The organism is Burkholderia catarinensis (assembly GCF_001883705.2).
Classification (GTDB): Bacteria; Pseudomonadota; Gammaproteobacteria; order Burkholderiales; family Burkholderiaceae; genus Burkholderia; species Burkholderia catarinensis.
In genome coordinates this window covers 25,945-41,569 of sequence record NZ_MDEQ02000042.1, presented here as the reverse complement: position 1 = coordinate 41,569, position 15,625 = coordinate 25,945, and the positions used below count along the sequence as shown (strand labels likewise).

Annotated in this window: 16 protein-coding genes; 14 read left to right on the top strand and 2 right to left on the bottom strand. The window is 65.0% G+C overall.

Going from position 1 to position 15,625, the window contains the following annotated elements; genetic code table 11:
• The 5 genes from BFF94_RS35385 to urtE all read left to right on the top strand — a co-directional run.
• Positions 1-453, top strand: a 453-nt coding sequence (locus BFF94_RS35385; protein WP_219140398.1) for a transporter substrate-binding protein, incomplete at its 5' end; no start/stop codon positions are given.
• Positions 454-517: 64 nt separating this feature from the next.
• On the top strand, positions 518-2,131 hold the full coding sequence (urtB, locus tag BFF94_RS35380; RefSeq protein WP_128844073.1) for an urea ABC transporter permease subunit UrtB: 1,614 nt from the start codon (positions 518-520) through the stop codon (positions 2,129-2,131).
• Between the two features lie 3 nt (positions 2,132-2,134).
• Complete coding sequence (gene urtC, locus BFF94_RS35375; RefSeq protein WP_128844076.1) at positions 2,135-3,310, top strand: urea ABC transporter permease subunit UrtC; 1,176 nt, start codon at positions 2,135-2,137, stop codon at positions 3,308-3,310.
• A complete protein-coding gene (gene urtD, locus BFF94_RS35370; RefSeq protein ID WP_128844079.1) occupies positions 3,310-4,155 on the top strand; it encodes an urea ABC transporter ATP-binding protein UrtD in 846 nt (281 codons plus the stop codon). Before urtC ends, urtD begins: the two co-directional genes overlap by 1 nt.
• 24 nt (positions 4,156-4,179) lie before the next feature.
• Positions 4,180-4,872 (top strand): urea ABC transporter ATP-binding subunit UrtE, encoded by a 693-nt coding sequence (gene urtE / locus BFF94_RS35365; RefSeq protein ID WP_128844082.1) that lies wholly within the window; start codon positions 4,180-4,182, stop codon positions 4,870-4,872.
• Positions 4,873-4,950: 78 nt separating this feature from the next.
• Here the strand turns inward: urtE and BFF94_RS35360 are convergent, their stop codons facing one another.
• Both BFF94_RS35360 and BFF94_RS35355 read right to left on the bottom strand, forming a co-directional pair.
• On the bottom strand, positions 4,951-5,283 hold the full coding sequence (locus tag BFF94_RS35360) for a DMT family transporter (RefSeq protein ID WP_128844084.1): 333 nt from the start codon (positions 5,281-5,283) through the stop codon (positions 4,951-4,953).
• A 34-nt stretch (positions 5,284-5,317) separates the two neighbouring features.
• Positions 5,318-6,430 (bottom strand): type III PLP-dependent enzyme domain-containing protein, encoded by a 1,113-nt coding sequence (locus tag BFF94_RS35355; protein ID WP_128844087.1) that lies wholly within the window; start codon positions 6,428-6,430, stop codon positions 5,318-5,320.
• A 669-nt stretch (positions 6,431-7,099) separates the two neighbouring features.
• Here BFF94_RS35355 and BFF94_RS35350 point away from each other — a divergent pair.
• The 9 genes from BFF94_RS35350 to BFF94_RS35310 are packed head-to-tail and all read left to right on the top strand — an operon-like array spanning position 7,100 to position 15,625.
• A complete protein-coding gene (locus tag BFF94_RS35350) occupies positions 7,100-8,152 on the top strand; it encodes a DUF6001 family protein (RefSeq protein ID WP_128844089.1) in 1,053 nt (350 codons plus the stop codon).
• A 10-nt stretch (positions 8,153-8,162) separates the two neighbouring features.
• A complete protein-coding gene (locus BFF94_RS35345) occupies positions 8,163-8,723 on the top strand; it encodes a DUF6031 family protein (RefSeq protein ID WP_128844092.1) in 561 nt (186 codons plus the stop codon).
• On the top strand, positions 8,720-9,979 hold the full coding sequence (locus tag BFF94_RS35340; RefSeq protein ID WP_128844095.1) for an aspartate aminotransferase family protein: 1,260 nt from the start codon (positions 8,720-8,722) through the stop codon (positions 9,977-9,979). Before BFF94_RS35345 ends, BFF94_RS35340 begins: the two co-directional genes overlap by 4 nt.
• A gap of 11 nt (positions 9,980-9,990) precedes the next feature.
• Entirely contained in the window at positions 9,991-10,455 is a 465-nt protein-coding gene (locus BFF94_RS35335) for a type II toxin-antitoxin system RatA family toxin (protein WP_128844097.1), read from the top strand.
• Position 10,456: 1 nt separating this feature from the next.
• Entirely contained in the window at positions 10,457-11,554 is a 1,098-nt protein-coding gene (locus BFF94_RS35330; RefSeq protein WP_219140397.1) for an SDR family oxidoreductase, read from the top strand.
• A 38-nt stretch (positions 11,555-11,592) separates the two neighbouring features.
• On the top strand, positions 11,593-12,591 hold the full coding sequence (locus BFF94_RS35325) for a fatty acid desaturase family protein (RefSeq protein ID WP_128844102.1): 999 nt from the start codon (positions 11,593-11,595) through the stop codon (positions 12,589-12,591).
• An 18-nt stretch (positions 12,592-12,609) separates the two neighbouring features.
• Positions 12,610-13,128 carry a dCTP deaminase gene (locus BFF94_RS35320; protein ID WP_128844104.1) on the top strand — a complete coding sequence of 173 codons (519 nt, stop codon included), beginning with the start codon at positions 12,610-12,612 and terminating at the stop codon, positions 13,126-13,128.
• Positions 13,125-13,724, top strand: a complete 600-nt coding sequence (locus BFF94_RS35315) for a dCTP deaminase (RefSeq protein ID WP_128844107.1) — start codon at positions 13,125-13,127, stop codon at positions 13,722-13,724. The genes BFF94_RS35320 and BFF94_RS35315 overlap by 4 nt, the downstream gene beginning before the upstream one ends.
• 38 nt (positions 13,725-13,762) lie before the next feature.
• Positions 13,763-15,625, top strand: coding sequence for a PEP/pyruvate-binding domain-containing protein (locus BFF94_RS35310; protein ID WP_128844109.1), 1,863 nt, complete (start codon positions 13,763-13,765; stop codon positions 15,623-15,625).

Genomic DNA, 15,625 nt, shown 5'->3' with positions numbered 1-15,625 from the left:
GCGTGGAATTACTTCATGTCGGTGAAGAACCCGACGAACACGAAATTCAAGGACCAGTTCGCCGCGTGGGTGAAGGCGAACAACCTGCCGGGCGGCGCGAAGCGCGTGACCAACGACCCGATGGAAGCGACCTACGTGGGCATCCATATGTGGAAGCAAGCGGTCGAGAAAGCGAAGAGCACCGACGTCGACAAGGTGCGCGTCGCGATGATCGGCCAGACCGTCGCCGCGCCGTCGGGCTTCACGCTCGCGATGGACGGCAACCATCACCTGCACAAGCCGGTGATGATCGGCGAGATCCGCGGTGACGGGCAGTTCAACGTCGTGTGGAAGACGAAGACCGCGGTGCGCGCGCAGCCTTGGAGCCCTTACATCCAGGGTAATGCGGGCAAGCCCGATGTGGTCAGCTCGATCGGCGACTTCCTGCGCCGCCGTCGCGCAGCGATGGCCTAAATCGATGTATCGAGGTCCGATGCACTCTTCGGACCTCGCCAACCGTGGAATTCCGGATCTATTCATGACTCTGCGCCCATTCATGCGAATGCTGCTAGCTTGCGCGGCATTGGCAATTGGCAGTCCCGCCGCGTTCGCCATTGATGCCGCCGATACGGTCGCGCTGGCCGGCGACGACTTCGACGCGAAACTTGCGGCGATCGATCACCTCGCCGCGGCCAGTGACAACTCCTCGGTCGCCCTACTGCATGCACTCGCCGACGGCACCACGCTCGCCACCGACGACGGAAAGCTGCTGCTGCAGGCCGACGACGGCAGCACCAAGGACTCCCTGTCGGGCGCCGCCATCAAGCCCGGCGACGCGCAGCCCGTCACGCTCAACAACCTCCTGCGCAGCAAGATCGCCAACGCACTGTCTGGCCTCGATCTGGCCTCGCCCGACCTCGCCACGCGCACGGCCGCCGTCGATGCGCTGCTGAAGAACCCCGATGCGTCGCTCAAGCCGCTGATTGACAAGGCGCGCGCGAAGGAAAGCGATGCGACGCTCAAGCGCCGGCTCGACGCGCTGTGGGCGATTGCCGCGCTGCACGATGCTGATCCGGCGAAGCGTCTCGAAGCGGTGCAGGTCGTCGCCGCGCGTCACGACCTCGACATGATCGAGCAGTTGCGTCCGCTCGTCGCAATGAACGCCGACGGCAGCTACGCAGAACCCGACGCGCGCGTGCGCGGCGCCGCGCAGCAAGGGCTCGATGCGCTGCACGCGTTGCAGCGCCGCGGCGAGATCGCGGGCACGCTGTTCGCGGGCCTTTCGCTCGGCAGTGTGCTGCTTCTTGCCGCGCTCGGCCTGGCCATCACCTACGGCCTAATCGGCGTGATCAACATGGCGCATGGCGAATTCCTAATGATCGGCGCGTACGCGACCTACGTCGTACAGACGCTCATGCAGCGTTTCGCGCCGGCCGCGTTCGACTGGTATCCGCTCATCGCGGTGCCCGCGTCGTTCGCGGCGGCGGCGCTCGTCGGCATCGTGCTCGAGCGGCTCGTGCTGCGGCATCTGTACGGTCGTCCGCTCGAGACGCTGCTTGCGACGTTCGGCGTCAGCCTGATCCTGATCCAGGCGACGCGGACGGTGTTCGGCGCGCAGAACGTGCAAGTTGTGAATCCGTCGTGGATGAGCGGCGGCGTGGCCGTGATGCAGAACCTGATTCTGCCGTATAACCGGCTCGTGATCCTCGCGTTCGCGCTCGCGGTGGTCGGCATCGCATGGGCCGTGCTGACGAAGACGCGGCTCGGCCTGTTCGTGCGCGCGGTCACGCAGAACCGGCGGATGGCCGCATGCGTCGGCGTGAAGACCGCGCGCGTCGACGCGTATGCGTTCGCGTTCGGCGCCGGCATCGCGGGCCTCGGCGGTTGCGCGCTGTCGCAGATCGGCAACGTCGGCCCCGACCTCGGCCAGAACTACATCATCGATTCCTTCATGGCGGTGGTGCTGGGCGGCGTCGGCCAGATCGCCGGCACGGTGGTGGGCGGCTTCGGCCTGGGCCTCGTAAGCAAGGCGATCGAACCGTTCTGGGGCGCCGTGCTCGCCAAGATCGCGGTGCTGGTGATGATCGTCCTCTTCATCCAGAAGCGTCCACAGGGCATGTTCGCCCTGAAGGGCCGCAGCGCGGAGGCCTGAACCATGACCTTGATCGCCTCCTCCCTCTCGATAGCGCCGGCCACGGTGCCCGTGCCCGCAGCCGGTACACCCGACTTCGCGCTGGGCCTGCCGCCGCGCGCCGCGTTGCTGTCGCGCAGGGCATGGTTCGCCCTGCTCGCGCTGTGCCTGGCGATCGGCATCGGCGTGCCGCTCACGGCGCTGGTAGTGCCCGAGTCAAGCGCCTTCCACCTGTCCGCTTATGCGATGACAATCGCCGGCAAGTTCATGTGCTACGCGATCGGCGGGCTCGCGCTCGACCTCGTATGGGGCTACTGCGGGATCCTGAGCCTTGGCCACGGCCTGTTTTTCGCGCTCGGAGGCTACGCGATCGGCATGTACCTGATGCGCGAGATCGGCCACGACGGCGTTTACGGCAGCAACCTGCCCGACTTCATGGTGTTCCTGAACTGGAAGTCGCTGCCCTGGTACTGGAGCGGGTCCGACCACTTGCCGGTCGCGATCGCGCTGGTGGTGCTGGTGCCGGCCGTGGTCGCCTGGGTGTTCGGCTTCTTCACCTTCCGCTCGCGCGTGAAGGGCGTCTACCTGTCGATCATCACCCAGGCCATGACCTTCGCGGTGATGCTGCTGTTCTATCGCAACGAGAGCGGCTTCGGCGGCAACAACGGCTTCACCGACTTCAAGCGCATCGCCGGCTACACCATCACCTCGCCCGGCATGCGCACCGTGCTGCTGCTGATGAGCTTCGCCACTCTAGTGCTGGCCTTCATCGCCGCGCGCGCCCTCGTCACCTCGAAGCTGGGCCGCGTCGTCACCGCCGTGCGCGACGGAGAAACGCGCCTGATGTTCCTCGGCTACAGCCCACTCGCCTACAAGCTGTTCATCTGGACCGTGTCGGCGGTGCTGTGCGGCATCGCCGGCGCGCTCTACGTCCCGCAGGTCGGCATCATCAACCCCAGCGAAATGTCACCGGGCAACTCGATCGAGATGGCGATCTGGGTGGCGGTGGGCGGGCGCGGCACGCTGATCGGGCCGATCGTCGGCGCGTTCGCAGTGAACGGCGCGAAGAGCTTCTTCACCGCCTACTTCGCCGAATACTGGCTGTTCTTCCTTGGCCTGATCTTCGTGCTGGTGCCGCTACTGATGCCGCGCGGCATCGTCGGCCTGGTCGAATCCTTAATGAAACGTGGAGCACGTTAATGAGCGTCACCAGTGCTACTGATCGTACCGATGACTTAACCGTCAGCGGCGTTGCTTCGATGGCACGCGTGGTCGAACCCGGCGTAATCGACACCTCGCACGGCACGATCCTCTATCTGGAGGACATCGAAGTAAGCTTTGACGGCTTTCGCGCGCTGCGCAAGCTCTCGTTGTCGATCGACGCGGACGAACTGCGCTGCGTGATCGGCCCGAACGGCGCCGGCAAGACCACCATGATGGACGTCATCACCGGCAAGACCCGGCCCGATGCGGGCAAGGTGTTCCTCGGCCAGACCCTCGACCTGTCGCGCATGAGCGAGCCCGAGATCGCGCGCACCGGCATCGGCCGCAAGTTCCAAAAGCCGACCGTGTTCGAGGCGCATCCGGTGTGGGAAAACCTCGAGCTGGCGATGAAGACCGACAAGGGCTGGCTGGCCTCGCTGCGCGCGCGGCTCAACCGCTCGGCGCAGCGCCGCATCGAGGAGACGCTCGAGCTGATCAATCTCGAAGGCAGCGCCTACCGGCTCGCCGGCGAGCTCTCGCACGGCCAGAAGCAGCGGCTCGAGATCGGCATGCTGCTGATGCAGCAGCCGGCCCTGCTGCTGCTAGACGAACCCGCCGCCGGGATGACCGATCACGAGACCATGGAACTCGCGCAGCTGCTGAACACGCTGCGCGGCACCTGCTCAATGATGGTGGTCGAGCACGACATGGAATTCGTCGCCGCGCTGGCCGGCGTGACCGGCTGCGTGACCGTGATGGCCGAAGGCGCCGTGCTCACGGAAGGCACGCTCGATCAGGTCAAGCGCGATGAGGCTGTGATCGAGTCCTACCTCGGACGTTGATGGACCCTGAAGGACGCATTTGCAATGCTTAATATTGATTCCCTGAACCAGTTCTATGGTGGCAGCCATATCCTGCGCAACATCAGCCTGAGCGCCGAGGAGGGCAGGCTGACCGTGCTGCTCGGCCGCAACGGCGTGGGCAAGACCACCCTGCTGCGCTGCCTGATGGGCGTGGTCGCCGCGAAGAACGGCCAGATCGCCTGGCGCGGCAAGCCGCTCAACGCGCTTGCGCCGCATGCGCGTGTTGCCGCCGGGCTCGCCTACGTGCCGCAAGGCCGCGATATCTTTCCGCGCCTGACTGTCGAGGAGAACCTACTGGTGGGCGCAGCGAGCCGCAAGGCGCCTTCGAAGGTGCCGGACCGCATCTACGAGCTGTTCCCGGTGCTGCGCGAAATGCGCACGCGGCGCGGCGGCGACCTGTCGGGCGGCCAGCAGCAGCAGCTCGCGATCGGCCGCGCGCTGATGAGCGAGCCGCAACTGCTGATCCTCGACGAGCCGACCGAGGGCATCCAGCCCTCGATCATCCAGGACATCGGCCGCACGCTCCGGCAGCTGGTCGACGAGACGAAGATGACGGTGCTGCTGGTCGAGCAGTATTACGATTTCGCCCGCTCGATCGCCGACCATTACTGGGTCATGAGCCGCGGCGAAATCGTCGCTGGCGGCGCCGCCAGCGAAATGGAGGCAAACGGCGTGCGCGGGCTGATCACTGTGTAATTTCCGATCCCCTGTCCGCTCGCATCGACAGATGCCACGAAGCATGCTGAAAGACGCGACGGACAGGTTGGGTACTGTTCAATGACCGCGCACGGTACCAAACAGATTCACGATCGAAATGCCAACGATGATCATAAAAATACCGCCTATTGACGCAAGGTTCGGCATTTGTTGATACCGGACTGCAGCAACGATCGTTATCAGCGTAATCCCCAGACCGGACCAGGCCGACGAGATCAACGACATGGGCAAACCCTGTTGCGCATTGGCAAGGCAAGTGATCGCCACGCCATAGCCCAATACAACAAGCACAAGCGGCCAAGGTTTGCTAAAACCCTCGCTTTCCTTGAGTGCGAGCGTGGCCGTGGCTTCGGCGACAATTCCTAGCACAAGGATGAAATACGCGGACATGGCAGAACTCCGTTCGTTTGGCGCAGGCAAATACTCAGCGGCCTACGTCGACGATCTCGTCGGCATAAAAGCCATTGAATCGCGCTCGCAGCGACACCGAATATGCGCCGACCGACTGAAACTCCAACCAGTCTCCTTCGTTGATATCGGCTGGCAGCTGATAGGGAAACGCGAGCCGGTCCATGCTGTCGCAAGTCGGACCGAACAGTTGGAACGACGCTTGTTCGCTGCCTCCATACGGTTCGCCATGGCGCCACGCACGCAACGGAAACTGCAACCATTGCTGCGCGGACAACAAGCCACCGAAGATGCCTGCGCCGCAGAACACATCTGAGCCGCGCCTGAGCAGCACACGCGCAAACAGCGACATGCCCCCGTAGACGAGCGACCGCCCGGCCTCGCAGATCAGATCGAGTTGCTGCAGGGCGGACGAAGCCTCGACCCGCGCGTTGATCGACGCGAGCAACGCTGTCGTATCGCCGCGACTATTCAGATAGACGCCGGGAAAACCACCACCGACATCCAGGCTGCGGATGCGAGCCCCCACGCCGTCGATGATGCGCTCGGCGTCCTGCAGCGCAGTCAGATAGGGAGCAGGCTCGACAGCCTGCGAGCCGACATGGAACGACAGCCCGACACCCCAGCGCGTCGACGCGCCGATCGTCTCGGCGAGCGCCGCCGCGTCGCCCACGGCCGCGCCGTACTTCCCCCGCAAGTCGAACACCGCTCCGGATTCGGAGGGAGCGTAGCGGACGTACATCATGATCTCGTCGTCGGACGACGGCAGCACGTCACGAACCTTGCGCAGTTCGGTCTCGCTGTCCACCACGAACGAGCGCACCCCGTGGTTTCGATAAGCGACATCGATCGCATGGCGCGACTTTGCCGGATTCATCAGATATTGCGTCGCGCCGGGCACCGTCTGCGCAACCTGCGTGACCTCCTCCAATGAAGCGACGTCGAAGTGCGTGATGCCGCCGCGCGCGAGCGCGTCGAGCACCTCCGGCAGCGGGTTCGCCTTGACCGCGTACAGGACTCTGCCGGCGAACCGCTCGCCGAAGTGCCGAGCGTTTTGGGTGATCCACTCCCGATCGATCGTATAGAAGGTATCGGGAGCATCCGTGCTGAAGTATTTGCCGAGATTCATCGCGCTTGTCCAATGAAGTGAAATTAAATTAGCAGCAAGCTTCATGCCATTTTGAATTTTCCAAATCAACATTAAATCAAGCTAGCATCTCGCTCTTGTGCACAAGATGAAATCCCAGAATGAGTGCAAAATCTTCTTGATTGCCAACAATGCGTGCAACCTCGCACATGCTTGGTGCCATGTTTCGGATCGATACCTCATCATGGAATTTTCAATTATCGCGCCGAAGCTTTGCGGTGAGCATCGCTTCCATCGCGCAGACGAGATCGGTTAATCAAACAGGAAGTTTTGCTAACCACATGAATTTTTAACGAATTTCAGTTGTGTCGGGTGCATCCCGCCGGCCGGATCGCGCTCCTGAATGGCACCCTCCGGACGGGAACACGCGGTGAATCGCCATTGTCTGGCACATCGTTTGCTTTGAATTATTTCGATCGCGACGGACAATGCCTTATACGATTCGTCGCCAGCGCGAACCTTGAGAGATCTAAAATGAGCAAAAACAATTTTCACCGCTGCCCCAACGCGACCCAACCGTTCTTCACCTCGCCTCACCATCCCCCGACTCCCGCATCGATTGAATAAGGCGAAGTTTCTTCGCATTCAGCCGTTCGGCCCGCGTTTCGCGTTCGGCCGCTGCTAATCTATTGACCCGACGATATTCAGGTTATGGACTATTCTGCTTTTCATTCCAGAAATGCCGAGGCATTTCTTGATTCGCGAAAGTTATCGTTCGCGTCACTAGAATCCGTCGCAAAACTCCAATACAGTGAGGTGAAATGCACGCTTGTCACCAGTTCGCCGGTGCATGGCGTCGCCAATGCTGCAAGCGATATCGACCTGATCTGCATTACCACCGATGACGACGATCGCGGCGCCATGGCCTCGCAGATCTATCACGACGGACAGCACCTCGAAACCGTGGCGTTCGCAGCGGATGACGTCGAAACCGCGATGCGCGCCCTTGCCGATTACTGCGCGGCAAGCCCGTTCGACACCTTGCAGGCCTATCGGCGCTGGGATGTCACGCAGGCCGTTTCGCGCAAGTATCTGGAGCGAATCGTGAGCGGCGTGGCAACCGACCGTGGCGTGCCCTACCTGGGCTGGCACACGGCGCTCGGCGGCATGTGGGCGGTTGCCGCCTTCGATGCCTTCCGCCAATCCGCTGGCTTTGCGCTGCTCGCACTGCGTTGCGGCGAGAGACGTGGCGGCGGTGCCTATGCCGCCAACGCGCTGCTCCACCTGATGAACGCCATGCTATCCCGGCGCGGCTGGACGGTATCGAACAAGAAGTGGACCCGGCTGCGCTGGCACCGCGCGGTTGGATCTCTGCTCGCCGGTGACGACCAGGCCTGTATTGACGCCATCGACGCGCTGTGGCGCAGCTCCGGCCCGGCGTGCGCGGCTGGGCTGGACGAGGCGGACGCGGCGCGGCTGGTCGCGCTGGTCGAGCTTGCCGATGCCGATTTCGGTTTCGACAAAGCCTACGCGGCGCTGAGCCCCACGGTGCGCCAGCCGGACCGGGCACCGTTCCTCCCGGGCAGCCACGTCGTGTTGAGACAGGACGGCCGGGCCGCCCTGCTGCCGGGCTTCGAGCCGCCCACATCGCTCACGGCACAGGCACGCGATCTCGCTACGGTTTCGCCCGAGCTGGCCCGGCATCTGCTGGTGGGAGCTCGCGCGGGCGTGATCGGTTTTTCACTGACGGACTCCCTTTCCTGAGTGGATCGACATGACTGCGACGACCCATACCTCCCTGCCGATCCACTGGTTTCCGAAGCTGGCCGCCGGCCAGGTCCGCAACGGCGCGGCCCTGGCCGAAACGCTAGCATCGGTTGCCTGGCTGTTGATGACCGAACTGCAGGCCTACCTTGAGGATCTTGAGGGCGCAGCGGACACGACCGACGTGGTGGACGTGCTGCGCATCAAGATCGCGGAGTTGCTGATCGACATGGACTACCGCCTGTCCGGCGCGATCCCGCCCGACGAGTTGCACGCGTTCGCGCTTTGCGCCGAGTACGGCCTGTCCGAGGTCGCGATGCTGCCCGGCGCCGAGGCCGTTTGTCGGCTCGGCGTCGGCGACGATGCGCATGGCGCGACGAGCGACCGCCACGCGGCGGCGCTGATCGCGAAGCTGGAGGCCGCACTGGAGGCGTTTCCGGGCGAACTGTTCAACCCGCTGTTGCCGGGCACCCAGGGGCAGGTGCTTCGCACCTTGCGCGCCTGGGACAAGCTGTGTCGGCTCACGAGCCAGGACGCGTCCTTCCTCGCACCGCTGATGAGGTCGCTATGAACGCGCACGCCGATTTCGCCCGCTCCGCCGATCTCAAGCGCAAGACCTCGTTCACCGAGCGCTACGGCGCACTGTTCGGCCGCGAACAGGGACTGATGCTGCGCATGGCCGGCCTGACCGCAGCCGAGCACTCGGCCGCCGGCGCCTGGATCACGGACGACACCGGGCGTCGCTGGCTCGATTTCGGCTCGTTCGGACTGCATCTGCTCGGCCACCGTCACCCGGCGGTAGTCGAAGCGCTCGGCACGCAACTCGGCCGGCTCGGCCTGTCTAGCCGCATTCTCGCGAACGAGCAGGCAATCCGCGCGGGAGAAGCTCTGGTCGCTGGCGTCGGCCGCCCTGGCAACGGCGTGCTATTCGCGAACAGCGGCTCCGAGGCGATCGAGGCCGCGCTGAAGCTGGTGCGAATGCAAACCGGCAGGCGCAAGATCCTGGCCTTCACCCACGCGTACCACGGCCGCACCGCCGGCGCGCTCGCGATCAGCTATGGCTACCGTGGCCACGACGCATTGATGCATCGCGAGGATGCCGTGTTCGTCGACGCAGGCGATCTCGACGCCGCGCGCGCCGCACTCGAGCAAGGCGATATCGCGGCCGCGATCTGCGAGCCGGTGCAGGGCGAAGGCGGCATCCGGCCAGTGGACGCCGGCTTTCTCGCCTCCCTAGCGGCGCTGTGCCGGCGGCACGATACCTTCGTGATCCACGACGAGATTCAGTCGGGCCTGGGCCGCACGGGGGCGCTGTGCTGTGGCTCGCCGACCGACATCGTGGTGTTCGGCAAGACGCTCGGCGGCGGCCTGTTTCCGGTGGCGGCCGCTGTCTACGACACGAGCCGATTCGGCGCACCGGCTCGCGACCCGGTGGTGCATGCCTCGTCGTATGCAGGCAGTGCGCTGGCTGGCGCGGTCGTTCAAGCCGTGCTTTCCGTCGTCACCGGCCATGAATTCCTGGCCCGGGTCGGGCAGCTCGGCGCGCTGGCGCTCGGCATCCTGCGCGAGCGGCTGGCCGATTGCCCGGCCGTCGTCGATATCCGCGGCCGCGGGTTGATGCTCGGCATCGAATTCGACTCCAGCCGCCCCGTCGCGCAGACGCTGATCGAGGCGGCTCACCGCGACGTGCTGATCGCGTTCTGCCTTGGCGCGACCAACGTGCTGCGCGTGTATCCGAGCGCGCTCACCCCCCTCGACGATCTCGTGGCCGGCCTGCATCGCTTCTGCGATGCCGTCCAGGCTGCCGTCCGCGTGACCCATTCCTGACGGAGCGACGCATGCCTCAAGTTATCAACAGCGTGTTTCTCGGCCGCTTCGAACGCGCCGACGTGTGGCCGATCCTTTCCGATTTCGCTCGTTATCCCGACTTCATGCCGGACGTACTCGAGGTTCAGGTCCCGCCCGACGCAACCGGCGAAATGCACAGCACCTGGCGCGTGTTGCTCAACGGCAGCGAACTGACCTGGACCGAGGCGGACCGCCTAGTCGAGAACGAACGGATCGAATTCCGGCAGACCGACGGCGATCTCGAGATCTGGTACGGCGAATGGGTGCTCGTCGAACGAGACGATGGCCTGCACGTGGACCTGAACGTCACCTTCGACATCGGCATCCCCTCGCTCGCCGACGTGCTGCATCCGATCGGCGAACGCGCGATCCGCGCGAACAGCCAGCAGATGCTGGCCGGCATTCGCGATCGCCTCCATGCCCGGTATGCGGCCGCCCTCGATGCGCAGCGCTGAGATGGATACGCTGATCGTGACGGGCGCGAGCGGCGCGCTCGGACAACGCTTCGTGGGCGACTGGCTGCGCGCCCGCCCGGACGGCCGGGCGATCGTGCTGGTACGGTCCGACGCCGCGGCACGTGCCTGCGAATCCGTCTGGCCGCCGGCATGGCGCGGTTCGGTGAGCTTCGTTCGGGGCGACCTGCTCGACCCGGCGTCGATGCGCGACGCCGCCGCCTCGCTGGCGCCGGTCGATCACGCGGTCGCGGTCCATCTCGCGGCGGATGTCTCGTGGCACAAGTCCTTCGAGGAAATGCACGAGATGAACGTCGAGGGCACCCTGCGCTTCGCCGAGTTCGTCGAACGTGTCGCGCGCGAACGCCACTTCGTCTACGTATCGACCGCGTTCACGCGCCCGCACGACTGGGTCTATCGCAACGGCTACGAGGAAAGCAAGGCGGCCGGCGAACGGGCGCTGCGCGAGCGATTCGGATCGACGATGCCGGTCTCGGTGTTCAGTTGCAGCCTCGTCGTCGGCGACAGCATCGACGGCGCCATCGGCCGCTTCCATGGCCTGTATCCGCTGATCCGCTTTATCGCCTCGCTGGCACCGCCCTTTCTCGTCGGCAATCGCGCCGGCCTGATGGACATCGTGCCGATCGACTGGGTGGCAGGTGAGCTTGTGCAACTGGCGCGGCGCGGCGCGGCAGGAGCGGCGCCGTCGAATGTCGTCGCGGCGGCGGGAGATGCGCGTCTGTCCTACGAGCGGATCGTCAGGCTCATCGAGTCGCGCATCAACATCGCGCGTCTGGCCGCCGGCCTGCCGGCGCTCGCGCCGGTGCCGATCCTACGCATGCGGCAATGGGCGTTCCTCAAGCGTTCGCTGTCGACCTGGCGCCCGGAGGGCATTTCGACGGGCGACTTCCGCTACTTCGAGCGGCTGCTGCAGATCTATGGCGTTTATGCGGAAAGCGAGACCGTGTGCGCGCCGGAAAACACAACCTGTATCGCGCCTGCAGGCGAGGTGTTCCTGCCGCTCGCCGTCGATTACTGGCTGGCTCACGCGTCCGACGCCCAGGCCGGCCTGAAGCGTCAGGTAGCTGCTGGCATGATCTGAGTGCCGCCGCACCGTCGTATCCAATGGGAGATCCCTCGATGAACCAGTCGTCCCCAGCGGCCTCGCCAGGCGATGCCGATCCGGCCCGCCACGCGCGGCGCGGCACGCTCGCAGACGCCAGCGTGCATCTCGCCGCCGATCTGAAGGTGCTCGCGCCGTTGCAATGCGTACGGCAGATCGCGTTGCAATGGGCCGTCACTGGCGGCGCCATCGCGCTCGCGGAGCTGGCCTGCTCCCTGCCGGTCACCGTGCTCGCGCTGGTCGTCATCGCCACCCGCCAGCACGCGCTGCTGGTGCTGATGCACGACGCGTCGCATTACCTGCTCAGTCGCAACAAACGCCGCAACGATCTGCTCGCCAGCCTGCTGCTGACGTTCCCGCTCACCATCAGCACCTCGCGGTATCGCGCGCATCATCTGGCCCACCACCGCCATCTCAACACGCCGGACGATCCGGACTATGCCGATGCGTTTGCTCCGCCGACCCGTGCGCACCTCTGGCGGGCGCTGTTGCGCGACGTGACAGGCCTGTCCACGCTCCAGTCGCTGCGCAGCATGGACAGCTTCGGCGTGTTCGGCCTGTTCGGCCGGCAGGACCGGACGAGCCGTATCGAGCGGCTCCGGTTCGTCGCGTTTGCGGTGGCGGTGGCAGGCATCGCGACGCTCGCCCACGTCTGGCTCGGCATCCTGCTCTACTGGCTCGCCCCGATGGTGTTCTTCCTGCCGCCAATCCTGCGCATTCGCAGCCTGTCGGAGCATGCGGGGCTGGCCGCCCGGCCGGCGGCGAGCGATGCGCGCAGCGTCGCGCCGGGGTCACTTGAGCGCATGCTGTTCGCCCCGTGCAACATCAACTGCCACTGGGAACACCATCTGTTCCCGCAGGTTCCGAGCTACCGGCTGCGTGTGCTGTCGGAACGGCTGGCGGCGCATTTTCCCGATTCCGCCGCCGCGCGCCGCACGCACGGCTACCTGTTGGGTCGGGCATCAATGCTGGTGGAGCTGTACCCGTCACCGCCCGTCGCCTGCCGTTTCCGCTGATACGGGGAGCGTCCCGCCATGATCCTGACCGGTCCTGAAATCCATCGCATGCTCGACACCGGAGGCCTGGTAATCGAGCCGTTCGATGAGCGGCATCTCGAAGTCAATTCGTATGGCTGTCATCTTGGTTCTACCCTGCTCGAATATTGCGATCCACAAATCGATCCGCATGATGCACTGCACGTCGTCGAGCACACGATTCCCGACGAGGGATTTGTGTTGCAGCCGAACCGCTTCTACCTGGGCTCCACGGCCGAGCGGATCGGCGGTGTCGATTTCGCCAGCGAGCTCTACGCGAATCTTTCGACTGCCTTGTGCGGCATGTTCATTCAAACCAGCGCACCTCTCGGCCATACCGGCGCGGTCATTTGCTGGACGCTCGAAATCGTCGTAACCCAGCCGGTTCGTGTCTATGCCGGCACCAAAGTCGCAAAGGTGTGCTTCTGGTCCAACCTGGGCCTTTCCACGCCCTACACGGGGCGCTATCGGGGCTCCGATAACGTCGTCGCATCGAAAATCATTCAGGATCGCAAATGATATTGACCGGTACCGAGATCGAACAGCGCGTGCAGGCAGGCGACATCGTCATCCACCCGTTCCTGCCGGACAACGTGAACCCCAACAGCTACAACTTCCGCTTGCACGAACGAATGAAGGTCTATGAGGACGGTGTGATCGACGTACGCGAGGAGGCACCTACCCGTGAGATCGTGATCGGCCCGCAGGGCTACGAGCTCGAGCCGCGCAAGCTTTACCTGGCTGCGACCGTCGAAACAATGGGCAGCACGCGTTTCGTGCCAACCTATGCTGCCCGCTCGTCGATCGCACGGCTTGGCATGTTCATTAACCTATCGGCCCCGCTCGGCGACATCGGCTTCGTCGGGCGCTGGACCATCCAGCTGTTCGCGCTGAACCGGATTCGTGTCTATGCGGGCATGAACATCGGGCAGATGATGTTCTGGCGCGTGCAGGGCGAGATCAAGCTGTACACGGGCAAGTACCAGGGGGCAACCGAGGCCTTCGCGTCGCGGATCTTCCTCGATTACCGGCAGGCATCGACCACCGACGCCGTGGCCTCGCCCCCGCTCGACGTCGACGATGCCGTGCATGCCGCGCCCGGCCTGCCGGCCTGAGCCGCGTCGATACCCCCTCACTCGATCCGCCAAGCCTCATGAAAAGCAAGTACGATACTCTGAACGCGCTGCAGCAGCACCTGCCCGTACCCAGGCTGACCGCGCTGTCCGACGCCGATTTCCGGATCCTCTGGCGGGACTACGGCGAGCGCGAGGCCGCCATCGCTGAGCTGCTGCGCACGGTGCACGTCACCGCGGCGGCCTTCCTCGACCAGCACATCGCGCGCATCGCCGCGCTCGCCGATCTCGAATGGAGCGAACGCGCCGGCAGCCACTTGCTGAAGCGCCTGGACGAGGTCGGTCTCGCGGAACATGCGCGGCTCGCGGTGCGCTCGTCGGCAAGCGTGGAAGACGGCGAGCGCCACAGTTTCGCGGGCATCTTCTCGACACGGCTCGACGTCCAGGGCCTCGAGCCGCTAAAGGCGGCGATCCTCGAGGTATGGCGCTCGGGCGTCTCGCGCGCGGCGATCGTGGAGCGCGTGCGCGCCGGCAATGCCGGTATGCGGATCGGTATGACTGTGATCCTTCAGCGCATGGTCGATGCCCGCTTCGCGGGCGTCGCATTCAGCGCCGATCCCGTGACCGGGAAACCGGAGACCTGGATCGAGTTGGTCGAATCGCTGGGCGATGCGATGGTGTCGGGCGTCGAGAAAGGCCACCAGGCCCGGCTCACGGAAGACGGCTGGCGCCACGCGGCCAGTCTCGAGGCGCACCGCCCGCTGTTGATGGAAGTCGCCGCGCTCGCGCATGCGGCAGCGGATGCGATTGGCGTGCCGGCAGACATCGAATGGGCCAGCGACGGCCACCGCTTATGGCTGCTGCAGGCGCGCCCGATCACAACCGTGGCCGGCACAAGCGGCGACGCGGGGCCGCGCTTCGAATGGGTGCCGCTCTATGCATCGGACGACGAGGCGCTGGTGGGTTTCAGGCCGATGCCGGCATTCGCCCAGTATTTCCGTTCCAAGCGCAAGCCGCTCGCGGATTTCGCCGCGCAACACGAAGTTCCGGCGGGCAGGGCGGTACTGGTAAGCGCGAATCGTGCCGGCTTCGCGACCGCGCACGAGCAACGCGACGCGTTGCTCGCGGAGTTCGGCACGCCCGAGATCGTGCTCGACTTCTCGGATGGTGTGCGCCAGCAAATCCTGCCGCACGATGCCCTGCTGGGCCGGCTGGACGAATTGCTCGGCGAACACGCCACGAGCTTCGTGGTGCGGGAATTCGTGGCGGGCGAGATCGGCCTGATCACCCAGGCTTGCGAAGACGGTTCGGTCGTCTGCGAATGGTCGGCCGACGGGCTGCTCGCAATCAACCGCGGCATCGCCGCCACCTCGACCACCACGCTTTCCGGCGGTGCGGCGCCGGGCGTCGACGACGCGCAACGCCTGTTCTTCATCACGCGGGAAGCGGTTGACACGTTCGGCCCGATCCAGCTCGAATGGGTTCGCGTGAACCGGCGGCTGCATCTGATCGATTTCTCGCCGCTGGCCACGCTTGCCGTCCTCGACGATGCCGACGAGGTGCGGATCATCTCCCCGGGGTTCGCCGACGGCCTACCGGTGGTGGTCGGCACGGACAGCCACCTGGAGGACATCAGCGTGTCGGCAACGGTGTCCATCAACGCGATCCCCAGCGCCGAATCGCTCGGCCCGGCGCTGGCCCGGCTCGAGGCAAACCTGCGTGAGCACGCAGGGCAGGCGATCATCGTATCGCCCCGCCCTTACGCCGCGCTGGCCGCGCTGATCCCTCATGCGCGGGGTTTCGTGTTCGAACAGGCATCGATGCTTTGCCATCTTTCGATCCTGCTGCGCGAGCACGGCGTTCCGGCGGTCGAATCTGCCCGGCTCTACCACCTTGGCTTGTCCGGCGCCCGCGTGACATTTGCCGCCGCGCAAGCCGCCTGA

What these genes read in the sequence shown, in the direction of transcription:
- BFF94_RS35310 (WP_128844109.1), top strand. Translation starts at nt 13,763, where the DNA reads ATGAAAAGCAAGTACGATACTCTGAACGCGCTGCAGCAGCACCTGCCC.
- urtB (WP_128844073.1), top strand. Translation starts at nt 518, where the DNA reads ATGACTCTGCGCCCATTCATGCGAATGCTGCTAGCTTGCGCGGCATTG.
- urtD (WP_128844079.1), top strand. Translation starts at nt 3,310, where the DNA reads ATGAGCGTCACCAGTGCTACTGATCGTACCGATGACTTAACCGTCAGC.
- urtC (WP_128844076.1), top strand. Translation starts at nt 2,135, where the DNA reads ATGACCTTGATCGCCTCCTCCCTCTCGATAGCGCCGGCCACGGTGCCC.
- BFF94_RS35345 (WP_128844092.1), top strand. Translation starts at nt 8,163, where the DNA reads ATGACTGCGACGACCCATACCTCCCTGCCGATCCACTGGTTTCCGAAG.
- BFF94_RS35315 (WP_128844107.1), top strand. Translation starts at nt 13,125, where the DNA reads ATGATATTGACCGGTACCGAGATCGAACAGCGCGTGCAGGCAGGCGAC.
- BFF94_RS35325 (WP_128844102.1), top strand. Translation starts at nt 11,593, where the DNA reads ATGAACCAGTCGTCCCCAGCGGCCTCGCCAGGCGATGCCGATCCGGCC.
- BFF94_RS35335 (WP_128844097.1), top strand. Translation starts at nt 9,991, where the DNA reads ATGCCTCAAGTTATCAACAGCGTGTTTCTCGGCCGCTTCGAACGCGCC.
- BFF94_RS35355 (WP_128844087.1), bottom strand. Translation starts at nt 6,430, where the DNA reads ATGAATCTCGGCAAATACTTCAGCACGGATGCTCCCGATACCTTCTAT.
- BFF94_RS35360 (WP_128844084.1), bottom strand. Translation starts at nt 5,283, where the DNA reads ATGTCCGCGTATTTCATCCTTGTGCTAGGAATTGTCGCCGAAGCCACG.
- BFF94_RS35350 (WP_128844089.1), top strand. Translation starts at nt 7,100, where the DNA reads ATGGACTATTCTGCTTTTCATTCCAGAAATGCCGAGGCATTTCTTGAT.
- BFF94_RS35320 (WP_128844104.1), top strand. Translation starts at nt 12,610, where the DNA reads ATGATCCTGACCGGTCCTGAAATCCATCGCATGCTCGACACCGGAGGC.
- urtE (WP_128844082.1), top strand. Translation starts at nt 4,180, where the DNA reads ATGCTTAATATTGATTCCCTGAACCAGTTCTATGGTGGCAGCCATATC.
- BFF94_RS35330 (WP_219140397.1), top strand. Translation starts at nt 10,457, where the DNA reads ATGGATACGCTGATCGTGACGGGCGCGAGCGGCGCGCTCGGACAACGC.
- BFF94_RS35340 (WP_128844095.1), top strand. Translation starts at nt 8,720, where the DNA reads ATGAACGCGCACGCCGATTTCGCCCGCTCCGCCGATCTCAAGCGCAAG.